Origin of the sequence: Vibrio sp. 10N.261.55.C5 (assembly GCF_041470505.1) — a bacterium.
GTDB classification, from domain to species: Bacteria; Pseudomonadota; Gammaproteobacteria; order Enterobacterales; family Vibrionaceae; genus Vibrio; species Vibrio crassostreae_C.
In genome coordinates this window covers 1-24,838 of record NZ_JBFRMS010000056.1, presented here as the reverse complement: position 1 = coordinate 24,838, position 24,838 = coordinate 1, and the positions used below count along the sequence as shown (strand labels likewise).

Annotated in this window: 21 protein-coding genes; 4 read left to right on the top strand and 17 right to left on the bottom strand. The window is 45.2% G+C overall.

Annotated elements, in window-relative coordinates; genetic code table 11:
- Positions 1-22: 22 nt before the first annotated feature.
- Positions 23-1,108 (bottom strand): alanine racemase, encoded by a 1,086-nt coding sequence (gene alr, locus AB4263_RS19955; protein WP_017059936.1) that lies wholly within the window; start codon positions 1,106-1,108, stop codon positions 23-25.
- Positions 1,109-1,114: 6 nt separating this feature from the next.
- Positions 1,115-2,506, bottom strand: a complete 1,392-nt coding sequence (locus tag AB4263_RS19950; RefSeq protein ID WP_016767560.1) for a replicative DNA helicase — start codon at positions 2,504-2,506, stop codon at positions 1,115-1,117.
- Positions 2,507-2,682: 176 nt separating this feature from the next.
- On the opposite strand from AB4263_RS19950, the gene AB4263_RS19945 reads away from it, so the two are divergent.
- The gene (locus AB4263_RS19945) at positions 2,683-3,567 is read left to right on the top strand and encodes a DUF481 domain-containing protein (protein ID WP_017071573.1); all 885 of its coding nucleotides are present in this window, start codon (positions 2,683-2,685) and stop codon (positions 3,565-3,567) included.
- Between the two features lie 180 nt (positions 3,568-3,747).
- Here AB4263_RS19945 and rplI read toward each other — a convergent pair whose 3' ends face one another.
- From rplI to rnr, 5 genes are all read right to left on the bottom strand, one after another.
- Positions 3,748-4,200, bottom strand: a complete 453-nt coding sequence (gene rplI / locus AB4263_RS19940) for a 50S ribosomal protein L9 (protein ID WP_010434182.1) — start codon at positions 4,198-4,200, stop codon at positions 3,748-3,750.
- Positions 4,201-4,238: 38 nt separating this feature from the next.
- Entirely contained in the window at positions 4,239-4,466 is a 228-nt protein-coding gene (rpsR, locus tag AB4263_RS19935; RefSeq protein WP_000090472.1) for a 30S ribosomal protein S18, read from the bottom strand.
- A gap of 112 nt (positions 4,467-4,578) precedes the next feature.
- Positions 4,579-4,968: a 30S ribosomal protein S6 gene (gene rpsF, locus AB4263_RS19930; RefSeq protein ID WP_004741278.1), complete on the bottom strand. Its 390-nt coding sequence runs from the start codon at positions 4,966-4,968 to the stop codon at positions 4,579-4,581.
- A gap of 277 nt (positions 4,969-5,245) precedes the next feature.
- Complete coding sequence (gene rlmB, locus AB4263_RS19925; protein ID WP_017063180.1) at positions 5,246-5,986, bottom strand: 23S rRNA (guanosine(2251)-2'-O)-methyltransferase RlmB; 741 nt, start codon at positions 5,984-5,986, stop codon at positions 5,246-5,248.
- Positions 5,987-6,162: 176 nt separating this feature from the next.
- Entirely contained in the window at positions 6,163-8,664 is a 2,502-nt protein-coding gene (rnr, locus tag AB4263_RS19920; RefSeq protein ID WP_229648341.1) for a ribonuclease R, read from the bottom strand.
- Between the two features lie 247 nt (positions 8,665-8,911).
- Here rnr and AB4263_RS19915 point away from each other — a divergent pair, with 247 nt between their 5' ends.
- Positions 8,912-10,321, top strand: coding sequence for an amidohydrolase (locus AB4263_RS19915; protein WP_017063178.1), 1,410 nt, complete (start codon positions 8,912-8,914; stop codon positions 10,319-10,321).
- Positions 10,322-10,464: 143 nt separating this feature from the next.
- On the opposite strand, the gene motX is transcribed toward AB4263_RS19915, so the two are convergent.
- Together motX and AB4263_RS19905 are read right to left on the bottom strand one after the other, a co-directional pair.
- A complete protein-coding gene (motX, locus tag AB4263_RS19910) occupies positions 10,465-11,100 on the bottom strand; it encodes a flagellar protein MotX (protein WP_017063177.1) in 636 nt (211 codons plus the stop codon).
- Between the two features lie 298 nt (positions 11,101-11,398).
- The gene (locus AB4263_RS19905) at positions 11,399-12,715 is read right to left on the bottom strand and encodes an adenylosuccinate synthase (protein WP_010434108.1); all 1,317 of its coding nucleotides are present in this window, start codon (positions 12,713-12,715) and stop codon (positions 11,399-11,401) included.
- Between the two features lie 172 nt (positions 12,716-12,887).
- On the opposite strand from AB4263_RS19905, the gene AB4263_RS19900 reads away from it, so the two are divergent.
- Positions 12,888-13,076 carry a DUF2065 domain-containing protein gene (locus AB4263_RS19900; RefSeq protein WP_010434105.1) on the top strand — a complete coding sequence of 63 codons (189 nt, stop codon included), beginning with the start codon at positions 12,888-12,890 and terminating at the stop codon, positions 13,074-13,076.
- 172 nt (positions 13,077-13,248) lie between these two features.
- On the opposite strand, the gene hflC is transcribed toward AB4263_RS19900, so the two are convergent.
- The 8 genes from hflC to tsaE all read right to left on the bottom strand — a co-directional run bounded on the left by hflC (position 13,249) and on the right by tsaE (position 22,787).
- The gene (hflC, locus tag AB4263_RS19895) at positions 13,249-14,226 is read right to left on the bottom strand and encodes a protease modulator HflC (protein ID WP_017059930.1); all 978 of its coding nucleotides are present in this window, start codon (positions 14,224-14,226) and stop codon (positions 13,249-13,251) included.
- Positions 14,227-14,228: 2 nt separating this feature from the next.
- Positions 14,229-15,431 carry an FtsH protease activity modulator HflK gene (gene hflK / locus AB4263_RS19890; RefSeq protein ID WP_017063176.1) on the bottom strand — a complete coding sequence of 401 codons (1,203 nt, stop codon included), beginning with the start codon at positions 15,429-15,431 and terminating at the stop codon, positions 14,229-14,231.
- A 27-nt stretch (positions 15,432-15,458) separates the two neighbouring features.
- A complete protein-coding gene (gene hflX / locus AB4263_RS19885) occupies positions 15,459-16,766 on the bottom strand; it encodes a ribosome rescue GTPase HflX (protein ID WP_017059928.1) in 1,308 nt (435 codons plus the stop codon).
- Between the two features lie 44 nt (positions 16,767-16,810).
- Positions 16,811-17,074, bottom strand: a complete 264-nt coding sequence (hfq, locus tag AB4263_RS19880) for an RNA chaperone Hfq (RefSeq protein ID WP_017059927.1) — start codon at positions 17,072-17,074, stop codon at positions 16,811-16,813.
- A gap of 193 nt (positions 17,075-17,267) precedes the next feature.
- Entirely contained in the window at positions 17,268-18,200 is a 933-nt protein-coding gene (miaA, locus tag AB4263_RS19875; protein ID WP_017059926.1) for a tRNA (adenosine(37)-N6)-dimethylallyltransferase MiaA, read from the bottom strand.
- A gap of 97 nt (positions 18,201-18,297) precedes the next feature.
- Positions 18,298-20,511: a DNA mismatch repair endonuclease MutL gene (mutL, locus tag AB4263_RS19870; RefSeq protein WP_372098763.1), complete on the bottom strand. Its 2,214-nt coding sequence runs from the start codon at positions 20,509-20,511 to the stop codon at positions 18,298-18,300.
- Between the two features lie 102 nt (positions 20,512-20,613).
- The gene (locus AB4263_RS19865; protein ID WP_017067933.1) at positions 20,614-22,329 is read right to left on the bottom strand and encodes an N-acetylmuramoyl-L-alanine amidase; all 1,716 of its coding nucleotides are present in this window, start codon (positions 22,327-22,329) and stop codon (positions 20,614-20,616) included.
- Complete coding sequence (gene tsaE, locus AB4263_RS19860; protein ID WP_017059923.1) at positions 22,323-22,787, bottom strand: tRNA (adenosine(37)-N6)-threonylcarbamoyltransferase complex ATPase subunit type 1 TsaE; 465 nt, start codon at positions 22,785-22,787, stop codon at positions 22,323-22,325. The genes AB4263_RS19865 and tsaE overlap by 7 nt, the downstream gene beginning before the upstream one ends.
- Before the next feature lie 240 nt (positions 22,788-23,027).
- On the opposite strand from tsaE, the gene queG reads away from it, so the two are divergent.
- The gene (gene queG, locus AB4263_RS19855) at positions 23,028-24,206 is read left to right on the top strand and encodes a tRNA epoxyqueuosine(34) reductase QueG (protein WP_372098762.1); all 1,179 of its coding nucleotides are present in this window, start codon (positions 23,028-23,030) and stop codon (positions 24,204-24,206) included.
- Positions 24,207-24,838: the final 632 nt, after the last annotated feature.

Genomic DNA, 24,838 nt, shown 5'->3' with positions numbered 1-24,838 from the left:
ATTTACTTATCAAGATCCATGATTACTTCACATATTCCATCGCAACACGCGAAGTCAGCTTAGTGACTAACTCGTAAGCGATAGTGCCGATATGTTCAGCCACTTCTTCTGAGGGTAAGTCTTTACCCCAAAGCGTCGCCTCGTCACTCACTTTATCCGTAGCATCAGGACCAAGGTCAACTGTTAGCATGTCCATGGACACACGCCCTGCGATTGGTACTTTTCGACCGTTAACGAACACTGGAGTGCCGTTAGGTGCAGTACGAGGATAACCATCACCATAACCAATCGCGATAACACCAACCTTGGTATCACGTTCGCTGGTCCAGTTTCCGCCATAACCCACACTTTCACCGGCTTTCACATCGCGAACCGCTATCAGGTGTGAGGTCAGGGTCATCACAGGCAAAAAGCCAAGCTCTTGCGCCGATTTATCAACAAACGGAGAGACACCATAAGAGATGATTCCGGGGCGAACCCAATCAAGATGACTGTCTGGCCAAGCGAGTAAACCCGCAGAGGCAGCAAGTGAACGCTCCCCTTCACAACCTTCGGTAAGAGACAAGAAAAGCTCTGTCTGTTCAACAGTGGTTGCTCTATCCAGTTCATCAGCACAACCGAAGTGGCTCATGTAACGTAGAGGTTTGGCAACATTCGCACATTGATGCAAACGCTCAACAAAGTTCTGGTATTGCTCAGGGCGAACACCTAATCGGTGCATACCACTGTCGACTTTTAGCCATACCACAACGGGGGTTTCCAAATCCGCATTCTCCAGCGCGCTTAATTGCTCTTCACAATGCACCACCGTTTGAATGTTATTGGTCACCAAGATTGGTAAATCGCCCGAAGAGTAAAACCCTTCCAGCAACAAAATAGGTTTAACAATGCCACCAGCACGAAGTTGTAGCGCTTCTTCAATACGCGCCACACCAAAAGCATCAGAGCTTTTTGAATGCTTGGCGATATGCAGTAAGCCGTGTCCGTAGCCATTGGCTTTCACCACAGACATGACCTTGCACTGAGGAGCCTTCGACTTTATCTGGTTCAGGTTATGTTCGAGCGCGTTTAAGTCAATGCTCGCCGTCGCCGCTTTCATGTAAGTCATTAGCGATTACTCATCATCAAATGCAGGGCCTGCATAGTTATCAAATCGGGAGTGTTGGCCTTGGAACGTAAGACGAACCGAACCGATCGGACCGTTACGCTGCTTACCAAGGATGATCTCAGCAATGCCTTTCAAGGAACTATCTGGGTTATAAACCTCATCACGATAGATGAACATGATCAAATCGGCATCTTGCTCAATCGAACCTGATTCACGCAAATCCGAGTTTACTGGGCGCTTATCAGCACGTTGCTCTAGGGAACGGTTAAGCTGAGAAAGTGCCACAACCGGAACGTTGAGCTCTTTTGCTAACGCTTTCAATGAGCGAGAAATCTCGGCGATTTCAAGAGTACGGTTATCAGATAACGAAGGTACACGCATTAATTGAAGGTAATCTATCATGATCATAGAGATACCATCGTGTTCACGAGCGATACGTCGAGCACGAGAACGCACTTCTGTTGGCGTTAGACCCGAGCTGTCATCGATATACATATTCTTCTTATCCATCAGAATACCCATACTCGACGAGATACGAGCCCAATCTTCATCGTCTAACTGACCAGTACGAATCTTGGTTTGGTCTACGCGAGAAAGTGACGCAAGCATACGCATCATCAGCTGTTCGGCTGGCATCTCTAGCGAGAAGATTAAAACCGGTTTGTCTTGCTTCATCGCCGCGTTTTCACACAAGTTCATCGCAAATGTGGTTTTACCCATCGATGGACGAGCAGCAACAATAATTAAGTCAGAGCCTTGTAGACCTGCTGTTTTCTTGTTGAGGTCGTTGAAGCCAGTATCGACACCTGTCACACCATCTTGCGGCGTTTTGTATAGGATCTCGATACGTTCTAGCGTCTTCTCTAGAATGCTATCAACGTTTTGTGGACCTTCGTTTTCACTTGCACGGCCTTCGGCAATCGCGAAGACTTTACTTTCAGCAAGATCAACCAGCTCTTCCGAAGTACGACCTTGAGGGTCATAACCAGAATCAGCAATCTCATTCGCGACACCAATCAGGCTACGAACAAGTGCACGTTGCGCTACGATATCCGCATACGCATTGATGTTTGCGGCACTTGGTGTGTTTTTCGCTAAGTCAGCAAGGTAAGCAAAGCCACCCACTTCTTCAAGTTGCTCACGCAGCTCTAAATGTTCAGAGAGTGTAATAAGATCCAGAGGAGAACTTTCTTCAAGGATATCCTTTACCGCTTCAAAGATCAGACGGTGAGGACGGCTATAAAAGTCTTTGGCCACAACCTTTTCGGCAACTGTATCCCAGCGTTCGTTATCTAATAACAAACCGCCAATAACAGATTGCTCAGCTTCTAATGAATGTGGCGGGACCTTGATGGCGTCCACCTGATCGTTGGCTGATTTCTGACTTTTGGTATCCACTATGACTACACTCAATAACTAATAATGATCGTTCATTATACCCAAGAACATCCGTTTGTAATCCGATCCTATGAGTTTGTTTTATTCTTCAGGAAGAATTTACCTATTGCTGACGGAATTAACCAAGGGTAGCATTACGATCCTGCCATTCACTCACTGTATAACTAGAGGTATGCGTGTCCAAATTATTGGCTCTGAGCACTGGTCTTCTAAGCACTGGTCTCCTGAGCGCTCCGATGGCCTTAGCTGATGATGCTAAAGACTCTGTTGATGCAATCCTCGACTCTATAGTAGTTTCAGAACCTACTTCTGAGCCGATCGTCGTTGCACCGACACCTGAAGAAAAAGATATGGATATCGCACCGAGTGATACAAGTGATACAGAACTACCGAGCCCGCTAAAAACGGAAGTCGAATTTGGATATCAGTCGCATACTGGTAACTCTGATTCACGAGCGCTTAACGCACGCCTTAACGGTGAGTACACGGCTGGCCGTCATAGAACCAGTGGTGAATGGAAATACTACAACCTCTACAAAGATGGCGAAGAAGATAAAAGGCAATCGACTTACTCAGCTCAGAGTGACTACAAGTTAAGCCCTAAAACCTACCTTTACGGCAGTTTCAAAGGAGTCGACTCGAGATACAGTGCTTACTTTAAGGACTACACAATTTCGAGTGGTTTGGGTTACCAGTTTTCGAATACCGAAGAGTTTGTGTTGGAAGTCGAAGTGGGACCAGGTTTTCGTTACCAAGAACCGAACCTTGATGAGATTGATGATGATGACATCATCTTCCCAGAGATTGTTGAAGAGGCAATTTTCCGTGGCAACGTGAATACGTCATGGCAGGTGTTGAAGAATTTGCAGCTCAAGGCAGACGTGACGCTTGTCTCTGGTCACAGTAACCTAAAGTTTGATACTGAGTTAGAAGCCATCAACGATATTACTGACAATATCGCGCTGAAGATCGCTCACTCTCGCCAGTACCACGATAAAGTGCCTGAAGGCTTAAGCAAACAAGACTCTGTTCTATCGATCAACTTGCTCTTCCAGTTCTAATCTTAGGCCACCTCTAACCTTGAGAACAACTTGTTCAGCAATAACAGCTTATGGATCACCGTAAGCTTTTTACCTACTGTAGCCCTTCCTTGTACTTTCCTATATTCCAGACATAAAAAAACACCAGCCGAAGCTGGTGTTTAAAACTTTCAAAAGAAAGAATTCGTCTTGGTACTGAAATTACTCAGCTGCAACGATAGCGATTTTCGCAGTAGCAAAAACTTCAGAGTGAAGTTGGATGCTTACTTCGAATTCGCCGATGTTACGTAGAGCGCCTTCAGGTAGGCGTACTTCGCTCTTAGCTACTGCAACACCTGCCGCTGTAATAGCGTCAGCGATGTCACGAGTACCGATAGAACCGAATAGTTTACCTTCGTCACCAGCTTTAGAAGCGATTGTAACGCCTTCTAGAGTGTTAACGCTCTCTGCACGAGCTTCAGCAGCAGCTAGTTGCTCAGCAACTTTAGCTTCTAGTTCAGCACGACGAGTTTCGAACATAGCAACGTTGTCTTTAGTTGCCATAACTGCTTTACCCTGTGGGATAAGGAAGTTACGAGCGTAACCAGATTTAACGTTTACTTGGTCGCCAAGGCCACCTAGGTTACCGATCTTATCAAGTAGAATAACTTGCATTATCTTAGTCCTCTTAAACTATTATTAACTATTACCGATTACTGATGCTTGTCAGTGTACGGTAGTAGAGCTAGGTAACGAGAACGCTTGATAGCGCGAGCTAGTTGACGCTGGTACTTAGCGCTTGTACCAGTGATACGGCTAGGTACGATTTTACCAGCTTCAGTGATGTAGTTTTTAAGAGTTGCTACGTCTTTGTAGTCAATCTCTTGTACGCCTTCTGCAGTGAAACGGCAGAATTTACGACGACGGAAGAAACGAGCCATGGGCTATCTCCTGATCTTAAATTTAGTAAAGCGGTCTTTCAAAATTATCGAAATAACTATCAATGACCTAAAACAAGTTGAGAATTTTTTAAGGCGTTAAGCCAAAAAAGAATTACTCAGCAGCTGCTTCTGGTTTAGCTTCTGTACGCTCTTCGCGACGAGGAGCACGCTCTGCACGCTCTTCTTTTTGCTTAAGCATAATAGATTGCTCAGTCACAGCGCCTTTAGTGCGCATGATCATGTTACGTAGAACTGCATCGTTGAAACGGAAAGCAGTTTCTAGCTCGTCAATCACTTCTTGACCAGCTTCAACGTTCATAAGAACGTAGTGAGCTTTGTGAAGCTTGTTGATTGGGTAAGCCATTTGACGACGACCCCAGTCTTCTAGACGGTGGATAGTACCGCCAGCTTCAGTGATAGAACCAGTGTAACGCTCGATCATGCCAGCAACTTGCTCGCTTTGATCAGGGTGAACCATGAATACGATTTCGTAATGACGCATTTGGTTGCTCCTTACGGATTATTAGCTTCCACGAGTGGCCCGGTCGTCCAGAGGAAGCAAGGAACTAAAGATAAATGACCGAGTTTTAAGGACGGCAAATGTTATAGAAAGAACCCGGTATTGGCAAGCGCTATTTGGTGAATAATGAAACAGTTTTTCTGTCGCCATCTAGCCATCCGACAAACCGATGGATTTTGCTATAACAGCCTAAAAAGAAACGCCCACCAGCAAGTGGTGAGCGCTAATAAATTCATAGACTTAAAGCAGCGTTAACGCATTACTGAGCTAAACGCTGTCTTACCGCTTCGAACAGGCAAATACCCGACGCCACAGAAACATTTAAGCTCGATACGCTACCTGCCATTGGAATCTTAATCAGATCATCGCAAGTTTCACGAGTTAAACGACGCATACCGTCACCTTCTGCACCCATAACTACCGCAAGAGGACCCGTTAGCTTCGCTTGATAGATATCATGCGTTGCTTCACCTGCCGTACCCACAAACCATACGCCCTGCTCTTGCAGTGCACGCATTGTGCGAGCTAGGTTGGTTACACGCACGAGAGGAACTGTTTCAGCCGCACCACACGCTACCTTGCTTACCGTTGCTGTTAACGGTGAAGAGCGATCTTTCGGTACGATAACCGCAGCGACACCTGCGGCATCCGCGTTACGTAGACAAGCGCCTAGGTTGTGAGGATCGGTTACGCCGTCTAGAACCAACAGCAAAGGCTGTTCATGCTGCGCTAGAATATCGTCTAGGTGAGTTTCATTAAGCTGCTTAGCAGGCTTCACCTTAGCAATAAGGCCTTGGTGATTCGCACCTTGTGCTTTTTCATCCAGCGGCTTACGACCCATCTGTTGAATCGACACACCAAACTGTTGCAGTTGGTTCAGTAATGGAAGAAGACGCTCGTCTTGGCGACCTTTCAGTACATACGCTTCGATAAAACGTGCAGGATCTTTTTCTAGTACGGCTTTCACCGCGTGAATACCGTAAATAAATTCGTTACTCATTGTCTCAAGTTACTCTTATTGCTCAGAGAAGAATGACATCAATGCCGATGCATCCCTCTCTGTGTTGTTCATTTCGAGAGTAGCGTCTTACGCCTGATACTCTCGCATTAAATTAAATCAGTTAGGCGCTAAACCTGATTAGCAGAGCGCCTTATTGACCTTAAGATTTATCAGCCTTAAGACTTATCGGCCTTTGGCTTACGGCTTGCAGCACGCTTTTTCTTAGCGCGAGCTTTAGCAGCACCGGTTTTATTCGCTGGCTTTTTCTTCTTAGCAGGGCCTTCGCTGCTTCCGTCAGGTCGCTTAGTTGGCTCAACCATAGGCTTCGCTGATACACCTGGCTTATTACTCTTCACTGCTGAGCGCTTCTTGCTTTTCGCCTTTTTCATCGCTTCTGCTGCACGCTTCTTGGCTGTTTTGCCTTTGCCACGCGGCTGACGATCAGTGTCTTCTAAGTCAAAGTCGATTTGGCGAGTTTCTAAATTAACCGCAGAAACCTTCACTTTAACCGAATCACCCAAGCGGTAGATATTACCTGAGCTTTCACCCACTAGACGCTGACCAACAGCATCAAATTGGTAGTAATCATTCGCTAGCGCTGAGATGTGTACCAAGCCATCAATGTGCAGTTCAGTTAGACGAACAAAGAAGCCAAAACCAGTCACGTTGGCAATCACACCATCCATCACCTCACCGACATGGTCTTGCATGTATTCACACTTCAACCAATCGTTTACTTCACGCGTTGCGTCATCAGCACGACGTTCAGTCATTGAACACTGCTCGCCGTAGAAGTCCATATCATCGAAAGTGTAGTGATAACCACCAGTTGGCGTCCAACGTTCGCTGTTACGACCTTCTTCTTTCGCAATAAGGTACTTAATCGCACGGTGCAATAGCAAATCTGGGTAACGACGAATTGGCGAGGTAAAGTGAGCATAGCGTTTAAGAGCTAAACCAAAGTGACCCGCGTTATCCGCGTTGTATACCGCTTGCTTCATTGAGCGTAGCAGCATAGTTTGGATTAATTCACGATCTTCACGTTCATTAATCTGTTGCATCAGTTGTGCATAGTCTACTGGTGATGGCGACAGACCACCTTCCAGTGTTAAACCTAATTCACTTAAAAAGCTCTTGAAGCCCATTAAGCGCTCTTCGCCCGGAGTTTCGTGAACACGGTACAGCGCAGGCTCTTTCGCTTTTTCTACGTAAGATGCCGATGCGATATTCGCAAGAATCATACATTCTTCGATGATCTTGTGTGCATCGTTACGAATTACTGGCTCAATACGGTCAATCTTACGATCAGCATTGAAGATAAACTTAGTTTCTACCGTTTCAAATTCAATCGCACCACGTTCGTCACGCGTTTTCTTAAGCACCTTATACATCTTATGAAGCTCTTCAAGATGTGGTACTTCAGGTTCGTAACGCTCACGTAATTCTTCATTGCCATCTAAGATCGCGCCTACTTTGTTATAAGTAAGACGAGCATGAGAATTCATTACCGCTTCGTAGTGCTTGTAGCCTGACAGTTTACCTTTGTCTGAGATAGTCATCTCACACACCATACATAAACGGTCTACCTGAGGGTTCAATGAACACAAACCATTTGAAAGCACTTCTGGCAGCATTGGCACGACTTGTGACGGGAAGTATACCGAGTTACCACGGTTAATCGCTTCTTTGTCTAGCGCTGTATCTGGGCGAACGTAGTAACTTACGTCAGCAATCGCTACCCATAGACGCCAGCCGCCGCCTTTCTTCGCTTCACAGTAAACCGCATCATCGAAGTCACGCGCATCTTCACCATCAATGGTAACCAATGGCAGTTTACGCAGGTCTACACGTCCTTCTTTTGCTTCTTCAGGAACATGCTCACCTAGGTTTTCGATTTGCTTATCTACCGCTTCAGGCCACTCTTGTGGGATCTGGTGAGTACGGATCGCAATCTGCGTTTCCATACCCGGCGCCATGTTTTCACCAAGAACTTCGGTTACTTTCCCCATCATGTTACGAGAACGACCACCGCGATCCGTAATTTCAATCACAACCACATTACCCATTCGAGCACCGCCTTTATGCTCAGTAGGGATCTGGATGTCGTGACTAATACGCGAATCATCAGCAACAACGTAAGAATGGCCGTACTCTAGGAAGAAGCGACCAACAAGTGGCGTTTTACGCTCTTCAAGCACACGAACCAAGCGACCTTCACGACGGCCACGCTTACTGTTGTCAGTAGGCTGAACCAATACGTAATCACCGTGCATGATGGTTTTCATCTGATGATGCGGCAGCACGATATCATTGTCTTTACCCACACTGCCGTCTGGGCGAACCCAACCATGACCGTCTTTATGACCAATCACATAGCCTTTGATCAGTTCCATCTTCTCAGGCAATGCGTAGCACTGACGACGAGTAAAGATAAGCTGTCCATCACGCTCCATTGCACGTAAACGACGACGCAGCCCTTCATATTGTTCCTCTCCAGCAAGACCCAAAGCTTCGAATAGATCGTTGCGGTTCATCGGAATATTCGCGTCTGTTAAAAACGAAATAATGAACTCTCGGCTTGGTACTGGGTTATCGTAATTTTTCGACTCTCGGTCGGCAAAAGGATCAACAGTGGTTGTCGCTGTCGTATTTTCTGACGTTGGTGTGTTTTTTGACATAGGCGGGCCTGCTTAAGCAAGGAAGGTATATACCCCTAGTATATCTGATGCTAGGGGTAAGCTACAGATATGCTTTAGAAAACACTCAAATAACCTCAGATTGATACATATCTTCACTTTGTGAAACATCGCTTCATAGACGTGGATTATCATCAAAATTTCAAGCAAACGATAAAACAAACGTTTGCGCCATGAATGAAATACACTATTATCCACGCACTTTACCAACTCCTGTTCTGGGTATGATATGAAACTAAAACGCACTTTATTGGCTTCAGCTATGGCGAGCCTAGCGCTGTTCCCATTCGCAAGTTCGGCAATGGAAAAGGCTGACCTGATGATTACCGATGCGATGGTTCTAACCATGAACCAAGACAAAACGGTTTATGAAAGCGGTACTGTTGTCGTCAAAGACAACAAAATCATTGCGGTTGGAGATGCTTCACTAGAGAAGCAGTACCAAGCTAAGCAAGTGTTAGACGTGGATGGCGATATCGTTATGCCAGGTCTCATCAATACCCATACTCATGTATCAATGACAGTTTTCCGTTCGTTAGCCGATGATGTGCCAGATCGCCTGCACCGTTACATCTTTCCGCTAGAGAAGAAGCTAGTATCGCGAGACATGGTACGCATTGGTGCGAACCTAGGTAACGTTGAAATGGTGAAAGGCGGTGTGACCACTTACGCCGACATGTACTACTTCGAAGATGAAGTCGCAAAAACCGTCGATAAGATCGGTATGCGTGCCATCCTAGGTGAAACGGTGATTAAGTTCCCTGTAGCCGATGCGGCCAACGCCGAAGAAGGCATTAAGTACGCGTTGAACTTCATTGAAGAATACAAAGATCACCCGCGAATCACACCAGCGTTTGCCCCGCATGCGCCTTACACCAACACCACAGAGATCCTGCAGAAAATATCTAAGCTCTCCCTAGAGTTAGATGTTCCAGTAATGATTCACCTTGCAGAATCACACCGTGAAGAAGAGAAAATCGCAGAGCGTTCTGATGGATTGTCCCCGGTTCAATACATGGACAGCATTGGCGCACTCAACAAGAACTTGGTGGGTGCACACATGATCCTTGTTGACGATCATGATATCGAACTGGTGAAGAAATCGGATATGGGCGTGGCTCATAACATGAGTGCTAACATCAAGTCAGCAAAAGGCGTATCACCTGCGCTTAAGATGTATGACGAAAACGTGCGTATCGGTTTAGGTACTGATGGCCCAATGTCTGGTAATACACTGAGCACCATTGATGAATTCAACCAAGTCGCTAAGGTTCACAAGTTAGTTAACAAAGATCGTGCTGCGATGCCGCCGATCAAAGTGATCGACATGGCGACCATGGGCGCAGCAAAAGCGCTGCACATGGAAGATAAGATCGGCTCTCTTGAAGCAGGCAAACTGGCTGACATCATAGTGATCGATACTAAGGCGCCAAATATGGTTCCAGTCTACAACCCATACTCAGCACTGGTGTACTCAGCTAACTCAGGCAATGTTCGTCACTCCATCGTTGATGGCAAGATCATCATGCAAGATCGCGACATGCTAACGGTAGACGAAGATAAGATTCGTCAAGAAGCACTCGATTTCACCAAGGTTGTTCGTGAAACGGTGATTGAGTCTGGTGAGGTGGTTCAATAACGCTACCGAATTAGATAAACGGTTTTCCGTTCAGATCAAAAAAGGCCTCGCTGATGAATCTCAGCGAGGCCTTTTTAATACGAGTTTTTTAGATGATTAACGAGTGCAGTCATTAATCATCATTGCTCATTCAATAATCTGTCTTACCAGAACACGTCTCGACGCTTTGCTCGAGCAATAATATTGTCTGGCATTCTCTGTTCCAGACCGCTACGAAGCACAGTGATACGTCTGTGTTGTCTTTGATCTGCGGTTACCGAGTTATACAACCAACGGTAAGCATCTTCATAATCCAATGGGCTACCGTAGTCACGTAACAAGAGTTCCGCTAAGTGAATGCTCGCACTTAAGTTGCCCATAGAGGCCGCTTCACGTAGATACGGAATCGCACGCTCTTGATCTTGTTGTACCAAAGTACCACGAGAGTAATAACGACCTAACTGCTCTAATGCAGCGGGTAAACCTTGATGTGCCGCGTTTTCCATATAGTAAAGGCCAAGCTCTACATCTTGTGGAACACACACACCCCAAGCCAACATATCACCGTATAAAAACTCATAAGAAGGCAAGCTAATACGCGTTGCACGAGCAACGATATCTTCAACTAACTGGCACTTATCAGCTTTCACTCGCTCTAGATGTTGATTATTTTCGATTAAATTAATCAGTTCAGCTTCTGTATATATTGGAACGGGCTCTCCCACATCAGCCAAATTAGCATGACTCAAGGGTGAGCTCAGCGCCATTATTAATGAAGCTGCCACAATTCGTAGCTTCATACCTGCACTCTATTATCTGTCGCTAAAGTTATCTATTGAGGAATGCAGAGGATTTCTACACGCACAAAACAGGGTGAACTTCACTTTCCATGATATCTGTATCGGCAATAACCCCGACGGCTTTAGACAAAACTTGCCGCTAATGGGCAATATTTTGCCTGATGACGCTTAAAAGATCACCATCAAAGAGTGAACGGCTAAATTGCAGGTATTAAAAAGCCGACTTAATAAAGTCGGCTTTTAGAAAACTATTTTATTATCAAAGCACTGTTCGTGCCTGGTAATCACTCAGCAGGCATTATGCGCCGTATGGGTGAACCTTGATGATAGTTTCGTTACGATCTGGGCCAGTTGATACGATATCAATTGGAACGCCAGTTAGGTCTTCGATACGCTTGATGTAATCTAGAGCAGCTTGTGGAAGCGCGTCGATAGATTTAGCACCAAATGTGTTTTCAGACCAACCAGGCATTGTTTCGTAGATTGGCGTCGCTTCTTCGAATGACTCAGCAGCCATTGGAGAAACTTCTAAGATAGAACCATCTTTCATCTTGTAACCAGTACAGATTTTTAGTTCTTCTAGGCCATCTAGAACGTCTAGTTTAGTTAGACACATACCAGATAGAGAGTTGATTTGGATTGCACGACGCATAGCAACAGCATCGAACCAACCAGTACGACGTAGACGACCAGTTGTTGCGCCAAACTCGTGACCAACATCGCCTAGGTGTTTACCAACTGGGTCTTGCTTCTCAAGGCCATCGTATAGCTCAGTAGGGAATGGACCTGAACCAACACGAGTACAGTAAGCCTTAGTAATACCAAGGATGTAACCGATGTGACGAGGACCGAAACCAGAACCTGCAGCAACACCACCAGCAGTCGTGTTAGAAGACGTTACGTATGGGTAAGTACCGTGGTCGATATCTAGTAGCGTACCTTGAGCACCTTCGAACATGATCTTGTCGCCGCGCTTACGTGCTGCGTCTAGTTCGTCAGTTACGTCGATAACCATCGCAGTTAACATATCTGCGTAGCTCATCGCTTGCTCAAGAACTTCTTCGTAGCTTACTGTTTCAGCTTTGTAGAAGTGCTCTAGTTGGAAGTTGTGGAATTCCATCACTTCTTTTAGCTTCTCAGCAAATGCTTCTTTATCGAAAAGGTCGCCAACGCGTAGACCGCGACGAGCAACTTTATCTTCGTAAGCAGGACCGATACCACGACCCGTTGTACCGATAGCTTTAGCGCCACGAGCGATTTCACGCGCGTTGTCGATTGCAATGTGGTACGGAAGAATTAGAGGACAAGCTTCAGAGATGAAAAGACGTTCACGTACTGGAATACCGCGATCTTCAAGAGGCTTCATTTCTTTTAGAAGTGCGTCAGGCGATAATACTACACCGTTACCAATAACACATTTAACGTTATTACGTAGGATGCCTGATGGAATTAAGTGAAGAACGGTTTTTTCACCGTCAATTACAAGTGTGTGACCTGCATTGTGACCGCCTTGGTAGCGAACCACGTATTTTGCATCTTCAGTTAAAAGGTCAACGATTTTACCTTTACCTTCATCACCCCATTGGGTGCCTAGAACGACTACGTTATTTCCCATCTTTCCAATTTCTGTTGCTAATTAAAAATGGATTCTAGCACTGAATCACACTTCTTGCAGTCACTTTTTGTTCATAAACGTTAACGCTGTACAAAAATAAACCAGCCATAACTGGGGGCAGATGTGTAAAGATACTGATATCATTGCTTTTTTACAGACAAAAGGCAGAACCATGTCTCAATCAATTTGGCTCGCTATTGGGCTCGTACTTATTGTGGAAGGGCTCGGCCCCTTGATTGCACCCAATGGCTGGAGAAACATGGTCGCGCAACTGAGCGAGCAACCAGACACGCAACTGCGCCGCATTGGAGGCTGTCTTGTGGTGGCTGGAGCGGTTATCGCTTTCATGACCTACCGCTAGGTTTCTATAAGTAGAACGCTGTTAAGCGCCTTCCCTCGCGCCCCAATAGTGAATCCACAAACATGTCTCCTCCTGAAAGAAGTCATAGAAAACAAAAAGGCTCCCACAATGGGAGCCTTTTAAGTTTTAACGTATTTTGCTTATTAAGCTAAGCATTCGCTAACGCATCAGCTTATTTTGCTGGAGCGCCGCTTGCTTGATTCATGTATTGGAAGAAGTCAGTCTTCGGATCCAGTACTAGAATGTCGCTCTTATCGCTAAATGATGTCTCATAAGCTTGCAATGAACGCATGAAGCCGTAGAACTCAGGATCTTTGCTGAACGCATCAGAGTAGATCTTCGCTGCTTCTGCATCCGCATCACCACGAGTGATTCGAGCTGTACGGTCAGCTTCAGCAAGAACTGTTGCCACTTCTAGCTCAGCTTGAGCACGGATAACTTCCGCTTTCTCACGACCTTGAGAACGGTGTCTACGAGCAACCGATTCACGTTCTGCACGCATACGGCGGTAGATAGATTCACTGATTTCGTCAGGAAGGTTAATCTTCTTCATACGGAAATCAACAACTTCAACACCTAAATCAGCCATCGCACTTTCTGCCGTTCCAGACAAAACGTTTTCCATGATCTTATCGCGTTCGCCATCAACTTCTAGTGCTTCTGCAGCCGCTACCGTTGTGACGACTTCGCTATCAGCAGAGTCTGGCAGGATGTCCTTGTTGCGAGGGCCTGACACGATCTGCTTAATTTCACGAGAACCAATTTCAGAACGAAGAACATCTGTCACTTTACGCTCAAGAAGTGCTTCTGCCGTCATGATATTACCGCCACCGGTACTCAGATAGAAACGTCCAAAATCAGCAATACGCCATTTTGCGTAAGTATCAATTAGAACGTCTTTTTTCTCTGATGTTACGAAACGGTCAGAACGGCCATCCATCGTTTGAATACGAGCATCAAGTACTTTTACGCGATCAAACATCGGTAGTTTAAAGTGCAGACCTGGTTCATAGATTCGTGATACGCCGTTGTCATCGAGAACTCGACCAAAACGAATTACCATGCCACGCTCACCTTCTTGAATCACAAACACTGACATCAATAGAAGGGCAATCGTCACAACTAATACAGGGATCATTAATTTACGCATTATTAGTATCTCCCTTGGCGTGAACTGTCTGAACGAGTTTGAGTGCTAGGCTTTGGATCCGCTTGAGTTTCTAACTCAATTTGATCGTAAGTTGATGATGCTTTTGCAGGGCGAGAGCCCGACTGAGAACCACCTTGTGCGCCTAGCTTATCAATTGGTAGGTATAGCAAGTTACCGCTTGATTCAGAATCAATCAGGACTTTCGATGTGCTTGAGTACACTTTTTCCATTGTATCTAGGTACATACGGTTACGTGTTACTTCAGGAGCAGCTTGGTATTCAGGTAGCAGTTTCTCGAATTGAGCAACTTGACCTAGAGCACCATTAACTGTGCGCTCTGAGTAACCCACCGCTTCTTTCTTCAAACGCTCAGCACGACCTGTTGCTTTTGGAAGAATGTCATTTCGGTAAGCTTCAGCTTCACGCTCGAAACGCTCTTCATCCTCACGAGCCGCGATAGCATCATCAAATGCATCTTTCACTTGCTCAGGTGGACGTGCTGACTGGAAGTTCACATCAACAATCAGAATACCCATATCGTAGCTATCAATAATACGGTTCAACGTTTCTTGAGTGCTTTGACGAATCTGCTGACGACCACTTGTCAGGATACTATCCATTAGTGAGTCACCAATTACCGCACGAAGCGCGGAATCGGTTGCTTGGCGTAAACTGTCGTCTGCATTCGTTACACGATACAAGTACTTGTATGGGTCAGAAACACGGTATTGAACACCCATTTCAACGGTCACAACGTTTTCATCTTTCGTTAGCATCGTGCCAGCAGCACGTAGAGAACGAATCGCTTGAACGTTTACTAGTTGCTCATCACTGATTTCATCGATGAAGCGTGGGTGCCAGTTAAGACCAGGTTCTTCGATACGGTCGAACTGACCCAGTCGAAGTACTACTGCTCTTTCTGCTTCGCCAACGGTGTAGAAACCAGCGAAGAACCAGATAGCAATAGCAATAACGGCAATGACACCAAAGCCAATTGCACCGCCACCACCAATAGATGGCCCGTTACCGTTGCCACCCTTTTTACCAAACTTGCCACCTAACTTTTGACTTAGTTTATTAAACACTTCGTCTAGATCTGGCGGTCCTTGATCTCGGCCGCCGCGATTATTTTTATTACCCCAAGGGTCATTATCGCGGCCGTTATTATCGCCGTTGTTGTTATTTCCAGGCTCATTCCACGCCATTAGAAAGCTCCATCATTTGATATGACGTTATACTGTAGCAGTCTCTTTGGTAACGATAAAGTCACCTAAGAGCGCCCCTTCTCTTTTTTCAAGTTTAGACCAATCTATTTGTTGCATTCGGATATCTATCAACAAGTTACCATTTTCATCATACTCTTCCTGTTGAATACATTTCATCTCGAAGAATAAGCTGCGAATGCGACCCTGATGTTGATGTGGAATACACAACCGGAATTGAACCATCTGGCTAGCTAAACGCTCAGTTAAAGCTTCAAACAGTAGCTCAATACCTTCTCCTTCCATTGCAGAAACCCAAACAGCGCGAGGTGCGCCCTCTTCGTCTCTTTCAATTCGAGGTTTTTGGTCTTCCATGCAGTCAATTTTGTTCATGACTACAAGGGTTGGCACTTCATGAGCATCGATTTCTTCTAATACTTCATGAACAGCCTGAATGTTCTCACGAAAACGGTCATCACTGGCATCAACAACATGTAACAAAATGTCAGCTTCCTGCGTCTCTTGTAATGTTGCCTTGAACGCAGCGACCAAGTCGTGTGGTAGATGACGGATAAAACCTACGGTATCTGCGAGAATTGCAGGCCCGACATCTGCCAAATCAATCTTACGTAGTGTTGGGTCTAGGGTTGCAAACAGTTGGTCTGCCGCATAAACACCAGCACTTGTGATGCGATTGAAAAGTGTTGATTTCCCTGCGTTGGTATAACCAACCAAAGAAATTGTTGGGATTTCAGCTCGATTACGAGCACGTCGTCCTTGTTCACGCTGCTTAGCAACTTTCGCTAAACGACGTAGTATTGCCTTTATACGGTCACGCAACAAACGTCGATCGGTTTCCAGTTGAGTTTCACCTGGACCACGAAGACCAATACCACCTTTCTGCCTTTCAAGGTGAGTCCAACCACGAATCAATCGGGTAGAGATATGACGAAGCTGAGCGAGCTCAACTTGTAGCTTACCTTCATGAGTTCGCGCACGTTGTGCAAAAATATCTAAGATCAAACCCGTGCGATCAATCACACGACATTTACACAATTGCTCGAGGTTGCGCTCTTGGGCAGGAGAGAGGGAGTGGTTAAAAATCACAATTTCAGCACCGGTTAGCTGAACAGCTTGTGCGATTTCTAGGGCTTTACCTTCTCCAACGTAGTATTTAGGGAGTGGGGATTGTCGGCTACCAGTAATCACTTGTAGCGTTTCTACCCCCGCTGAGGAGACCAGCATTTCACATTCGCTTAGATCTTCCCATTCTCCCTCTTGCGTGAAGTTGATATGAACAAGTACGGCTCGCTCGCCGGATTCATAACGGTCAAACAAGCAACCAACTCCTTATTACAGCGCAAGCTGTACAAATTGAACGATTAATCTTCAGTCTTCTCTGGACGATCAGATGGCGTGCGTTGCTCGCCGCTGTGGTGACTAACTGCGCGAGCAGGTACCACAGTAGAAATCGCATGCTTGTAAACCATTTGGTTTACTGTGTTCTTCAATAAGATCACGAATTGATCGAAAGACTCGATCTGACCTTGCAGCTTAATGCCGTTAACAAGATAGATAGAGACTGGAATGCGCTCACGACGGAGTGCATTTAGGAATGGGTCTTGTAGCGATTGCCCCTTAGCCATTTTATTTTCCTTATTTGTATTTTGTTGTAATTATTTAGCTAGTGGTGCACAAAAAGGTGCGGCCTTTGCATCTGAGCTAAATGAATAAAAAAACTCCGTTGTTATTGAAAGGCTGTGATTTTTTAAAAGCCTCAATAACGGATCCTTTCCAGAGTATATTCACGCAAAAGCGATCACATTATACACAGCAATACTAATCAGATGCTATTGCATCTGAAAGAGTTTCTAACGCTTGATCAATGTTTTCGCTATCTAACCAAGTTAAATCATCCCAACTGCGCAACCAGGTGATTTGTCGCTTGGCCAACTGACGGGTTGCACAGACACCACGGAAAACCGCTTCGTCTAAATCACAATTACCGTCTAAATAATCCCACATCTGCCTATAACCAACGCATCGGATCGATGGCAGTTCAGGGTGAAGATCTTCTCTGGCGTACAACGCCTTCATTTCATCTTCAAACCCAGCTTCTATCATCTTCTCGAAACGCAGCTCAATGCGGCGATGGAGTTCAGTCCTTTCCTTGGGAGCTATTGCAAATTGTTTTACACGAAATGGCAGGCTATCGCCTTTCGTTTGAGTTAGCTCTGTTAATGTTTTACCCGAAATTCGGTAAACTTCCAATGCCCTTGAAAGCCTTTGTGGATCATTTGGGTGTATTCTTTCAGCGGATACGGGATCTATCTCTCTTAATTGATCGTGCAATGCCTGCCAACCTTGTTCGATAGATTCCGCTTCAATCTGCTTACGAATCTCTTGATCCGCGGCTGGTAATGGCGATAAACCTTCCAACAATGCTTTGTAGTACAGCATTGTGCCACCAACAAGTAACGGGATTTTGCCTTCCGCTACAATCTTATTCATTTCATTGATCGCATCACGACGAAAATCTGCCGCAGAATACGCTTCGCTTGGATCCAAAATATCAATCAAGCGATGAGGCGCGAGCTCAAGCTCTTCCGCATCCGGTTTAGCGGTACCAATATCCATGTCTTTGTAGATCAATGCCGAATCGACGCTGATGATCTCTACAGGGTATTTCTGACGTAAGCGGATAGCTAAATCTGTTTTTCCTGACGCCGTTGGGCCCATTAAAAACAACGCTAAAGGTAATTTTTCAGTCATGATATTTTGTATTTGCTTCTCTGTTTTAGCGCTTTTTAGCAAAGGGCTTTGTGTCGCGACGTATTCAGCTAAAAAGACAAAGGTCGTCGCGAAAAAATTAAACCGTAAACGCGGCTATAGTCGCTGAAAAGTCGATAGGATTAACAAACTCTGGATCATCTAATGGAAGTAGACCATGCCAAAGTTGTTCTAGTTCCCCAACTAGTTGAACCGCTTCAGATAAAGTGTAGTCGCTTTTTACTTGTGCGGTTTGAATCCCGATCCAGTTAACCAAAGCTGACAACATGTCATTAGGTTGCTTCACTGCACCCTGGGCATTTATTGAAGCCGCGTAAGATAACAGATCTGGGATCAAAATTTGTAAGTTTTGCTGCCTTAAAGGAGAAGGCACGCCCATCACCATTACCGCCTCGCTGTTTCGCGCCTTAAGCTCAATCCCCAGTAATGCCAGAGTTTGACTCAGCGCCTTAGCAACTTCGACAAGTTCACTACCCAGCTTAATCGATAAAGGCACCAATAGTGGTTGGCTTTTTAACGCACCACCTCGAGTATCAAGCTGACCAACAACACGCAATAACTCAGCCTTAGCCAAGGAAACCAGCACACTGCCGTTCTTATTGCCCATTACCAGATACTGACGTTCCACAATCGAGACCGCTTTGCCCAAGTCCGTTACAGGTGCTCTTGGCTTTAAATGAACAGGATTCTGTTGAGCAGGCTTAGCTTCTTTATTTTCTTTATTTTCTTTATTTTCTAAGTTGTCTCTGGTTTCTACTGGTGCCACATGCTCTTGAGAAGATGAAGGCTGTACAACTTGATCATCAAAATCAGGCGTTTTCAAAAGCTCTTTATAGGCTTTCACTTCTCGCTTAGAGGGCGCGGGTTCACCATGATGTTGGTGTGGCTCTTTCTCTTTTTTAGGTTCAGGTCGAGACTCTATCCACTCTTGGCGAGAGGAACCGGTAAAACTGCTGTCACTAGTAGCCGAGCTTCGGCCAGCAGATGAACTTGAGCTGGTTGATGAGCTTGGGCTAATTGATGAAACATAGTGTCGCCCACCATCATTAACGCTGTGTTGAGGCTTATCAAAAGCGTGCTCTGATTCTGCTTTTCTCGGGTAGGCAGGCGTTTGCTCAATAGCGTGTCGCACCCTATCCGAAACTTGGGTTTGATCCGAACTGCTAGGCATTACGCTTTCTGGCTCAGCGAAACTTGCAACACCATCAACTGCAGAGCTCGTACTATCTTGCTGATGATGAATCACTTCTGACTGATGAAAAGCCGACTGATTGATTGGTGCAGCATCGATCTGCTTGCTCTGCGCTAAACCATCGCTCAATGCTTGGTAAATAAAGTCATGCACAAGGCGCGCTTGATGAAAACGCACTTCATGTTTTGCAGGGTGGACATTCACGTCCACCTGATGTGGGTCGAGTTCAATGAACAACACATACGTCGCGAATTGGTCTGGACGCAGGCTGGTTTCGTAGCTTTGACGAATCGCATGGTTGATCAGCTTGTCACGCATCATACGACCATTCACATAGCAGTATTGCAGGTCGCTTTGCTGTCTGGCCCCTTCAGGTGTGGTGATCCAGCCATGAAGTTTTAAGCCTTGGTGCTCAAGTTCAATCTTAAGCATATGGCGAACAAAAGGATTGCCACATACCGCAGCGATGCGCTTTTCTGCTTGAACTTCTGTCTTGGCAGCGCGGTACTGACGAATCATCTTGCCGTTATGACGAAGGTTGATCGTCACATCAAAACGACTCAATGCGATGCGTTTAAGCAACTCATCAATATGGGTGAATTCAGTTTTCTCGGTGCGTAAGAATTTGCGGCGTGCTGGCGTATTAAAGAACAGGTCCAACACCTCAACCGAAGTGCCAATAGGATGCGCCGCAGGCTGCAGTTTCACCTGCATATCACGGCCTTCACTGTGTGCTGCCCAAGCTTGATCTTGAGTGGCAGGGCGTGACGTCATGGTTAAGCGCGCAACCGAGCTAATACTCGCCAGCGCTTCACCACGGAAACCGAGGCTGACGATCGCCTCTAGGTCATCAAGAGTGTGGATTTTGGAGGTAGCATGACGACTCAGTGCCAAGGCAAGCTCATCTTTTACGATGCCTTTACCATTGTCACGAACGCGGATCATCTTGGCGCCACCTTTCTCGATATCAATATCGATACGTGTCGCACCAGAATCCAAACTGTTCTCAACCAACTCTTTTACAACAGAAGCGGGTCTTTCTACCACCTCACCCGCTGCGATTTGGTTAGCTAACCGAGCTGGCAGTATTTTGATCGTCATATTTATAGCTACCTTACTGCCATTGATGGAAACGCTGCTACGTTTGCACTAGTTCTTATTTTTTATCATTGATATACCTGAAGCTGTTTAGCATTCCCAAGACTACTTGTGAGGAATAATCAACACTTGGCCGATAGCTAGACTGTCAGATCTTAGCTTATTCGCTTGGCGAATGCTGTTGACGCTCACGCCGTATTTCGAAGCTATCTTGCCAAGGTAATCACCTCTTGCAACTTTGTGTTTGCGCAGAGGAACATCTTTAACTTCAACCGTAATACGTAACTTTTGGCCTACTCTCACCGTCTCTGATTTCAAACGGTTCTCACGTTTAATATCAGCCACCGACACTTTATAGCGGCTGGCGATCTTACCTAGGTACTCTCCAGACTTAACCGTGTGAGTGATGGTCTTAGTTTTAACCGCACTGCTTGATGATGAAGTTGAAGCACTGCCTGGAATCTTAAGTACTTGACCAATTGCTAGGCTGCTCGATTTCAGATTGTTGAACTTCATCAACGTCTGTGTCGACGTACCATACTTGCTCGCAATCACAGACAAAGACTCACCACGAGAGACTTTATGTTGGCTCACGCTGCCCGTTGATGACGTTGCGTTAGACAAGATAATCCCTTCAGGCGGGTTAGCCTTCAAATACTTAACCACCGCTTTAGTCACTGCTCGTGCCAATTTATCTTGGTGCGAACGTTGGAAAAGAAGCTTCTCTTCCGTCGGATTCGAAATAAAACCTGTCTCTACCAGTACTGATGGGATCTGTGGTGAACGTAATACTGCTAAGCTGGTGTTAATCGGCTTGCTATTGTGCAGTTTCGCAACCTTACCCATTTCAGACAGAATTGCCGTTGCCAGTTTGTAGCCCTCTTTTTGAGAGTGGCTAAACTGCAAATCAAGCAGGGTTTGGTTTACGTTCTTATCATCAATATTGCTTGTGAACGCTGCACCGCTACCACCAAGCAATTCAGACTGTTTCTCTTTATTCTCAATCCAACGAGAGATCTCTGTATTTGCGCGTCGAGTGTTCAATACAAACACTGAACCACCTCTTGGTTGAGGCGTCGTAAAGGCGTCGGCGTGAATAGAGATCAACAGGTGAGCTTCATTCTCTCGAGCAATCGCAACACGTCGATTCAGGTTCACAAAGTAATCAGCATTACGAGTCATACGAGTTTTGATCCCCGGGACCGCATTCAGTTGAGCTGCTAACTTCTTAGAAATACTCAGAGTCGCGTCTTTTTCGTATTTACGCGTAGGACCAATCGAACCTGGGTCTTCACCACCGTGGCCAGGATCAATCACAATTAGAATGTCTTTCTGGCGCTTAACCTGATTAATGTTCTTACTTACCGTTGGCTTACTCGGTGTCGATGTCGCTTTACTTGCCGCACCATGAGGTAAGTCGATCACCAAACGGTGTCCATACTGACCACCTGGAGTCGGGCTCAGTTTGAATAATTCTGCTTTAGACGACTTCTTTAACTCAAAAACCAAGCGATAGGTGTTTTTGTCTGGCGGTGAGCTCTTACGAATCTTAGATAGAACAGGGCTGTCTTTCACCTCGACCGGTAACTTAGTCGCAAGACTGGTATTTTTTAAATCAACCACTAAGCGACTCGGGCTACTCAGGGTGAAATAGCTAAAGTCCGCTTCTGATTTTAAGTCGATAACCACACGAGTTTCTTCTGGAGAAGGCCAAACCCTTAAACTTTTCAGTGAGTTTGCAGAAACAAGTGAAGAAAACAGTATAGAAAAAACAGCAGCCATCATGGCCACTGTTGAAATAAGGCGTTTAGAAATCAACATAACTCCAACTGACTAAGTAAGCGCTGTCCGTATTCACTATTAGCGGTTAAAGAAACAACACGGTGATCGTCTTGGTAACGAATATCAATATCCAAATCGGCTTCTGGTAGCATCCCATAACCTTTCTCAGGCCACTCAACCAAACAGATAGCATCCGGCGTAAAATAGTCACGAATTCCCATAAACTCTAACTCTTCAGGATCTGCTAGGCGATAAAGGTCAAAGTGGTACACCTGCCAATCTGCAAGTTGATAAGGTTCAACTAGAGTATACGTTGGGCTTTTTACATTTCCTTGATGGCCAAGTGCTTTTACAAAGCCACGACTGAAAGTCGTTTTACCTGCGCCAAGATCACCATGCAGATAAATAGTCGTCTGCTGTGAGCAAAGATTAGAAAGCTCCGTTCCTAATTGAATCGTTGCTTGTTCATCTTTCAAAGTAAATTGTTTCGTGCTCATGAATACGTTCTCTAAAAATCGATCGTTGACTATATAAAAATCAAAAGAACAAGAATAGTAAACCGTGATGCTTTTGGGAGACAAGCACTCAAGTGTAAGTTCTATGAAAAATACTGATCAAAACGCGTCTGTTCTGGTCAACACCACTAAGATCCGTTAAGATCCGCCCCCATTTTTGCCGAACCTAATTTTAATTAGCCTTATCTCTAATTGTAAAACAGAGAAAATAAGAAATAAGCCATGAATCTAGACCATCTTGCTGAAAAAATTAAAATCTGGGGAAAAGAGCTGGGCTTTCAAAAAGTTGGCATCTGCGATGTTGATTTAAGTGAACACGAAGACCCTCTTCAAGCATGGCTAGATGCAGGCAACCACGGCGAAATGGATTGGATGGCTCGACATGGGATGATGCGTGCACGTCCTGATGAACTTCACCCAGGCACAATTCGAGTGATCAGCGCTCGAATGAACTACCTACCACCAGAAGCTCAGTTCGCCTCTAACCTAAGCGATACCACTCAAGGCTACATCAGCCGCTATTCTTTAGGCCGCGACTATCACAAATTGTTCCGTAACCAGTTGAAAAAGCTAGGACAAAGAATTGAAAAAGAGGTCGAGGGTTTAGACTCACGCCCTTTCGTCGATTCAGCGCCCATTTTGGAAAGACCACTCGCTCAAAAAGCAGGGTTGGGCTGGACAGGTAAACACTCATTAATTCTTGATAAAGACGCTGGCTCTTGGTTCTTTCTAGGGGAGCTGTTAGTTAACATCCCTCTTCCCACGGATGAACCCAGTGTTGATGAGTGCGGCAAATGCACCGCATGTATCACTTCTTGCCCAACGGGTGCCATTATTGCTGATGGCGTAGTGGATGCTCGCAAATGTATCTCGTACTTAACCATTGAATATGATGGTGTGATCCCTGAAGAGTATAGAGATGCCATTGGTAACCGTATCTACGGTTGCGATGATTGTCAGTTAGTTTGCCCGTGGAATCGTCATGCCGAACTCACAGAGCAAACAGACTTTCACCGCAGAGAAGATTTCCAAGAAGCCGATCTGGTTTCACTTTCAAGTTGGGACGAAGCAACCTTCCTAAAGAAAATGGAAGGCTCAGCAATCAGACGTATCGGCCACACCCAGTGGTTACGCAATATCTTTGTTGCGATGGGCAATGCACCATTTCAACAACGCATTATTGAAACCCTGGAGTCTCATCAAGGCAAAAACGAAATGCTTGATGTGCATATTGAGTGGGCTTTGAATAAACAACTACAGCAGTTACCCAACGCTAGCAGTGTGCAAGAAGATAGCTCTACGCAGAAAAATAGCTGTGTGCAAAAAAGTAACAGCAAAATCTCCACCAAAAAGCACCGGCTGATACGCATCGTTGAGAAAGGACTACCAAGAGACGCCTAGCCCTTTTGGTATCAACGATTGACAGCGACACCCACAACGATAGTCCAATATTTAAGACAACTCGTTGCACATAATTTTAGAACAATGTTTGACCTTGTTCTCAATTCTAACAATGTGGAAAAAATTCAGAACTCTCGTAAACTTCCGACACCCGAGCAAAGTTAAACACAGTACCGATAAATGATTAAGATCAAAAAACAACAAGTTAACGATCTTTTATTAAATCCAAGATAGGCATCCAACTTGATAAAAAACAACAAGTTACGATCGCTGCAATTCATCTAATATATTGAAAACAAGAAAGATCTTTTAGGGATATGTAAAGAATTAAGACTGAAATAACTTTATCAACCAAGTTATCCACACCTAACATTTTGTGGATAAGTCTGTTTATAGATGTGAAAAACCTCAAGTATCTACTTCAGAGACCTGATGTTTACTAGCATTCCAGTTGCTAAGAAAAATTTAAGACAAAAAAATATCCACCATGATGGAGGATTATTTGCTTTTTGGGGGGATTATGCTTCGCAGCATTAAAGAAAGAGCGTGACCTTTGTGGTCGCCTTTAAACACAGAGGTTTAAAGTACTTATTAGCTTTTTTAGAAGAAAGCTGGAGCGATACATCGGGTTC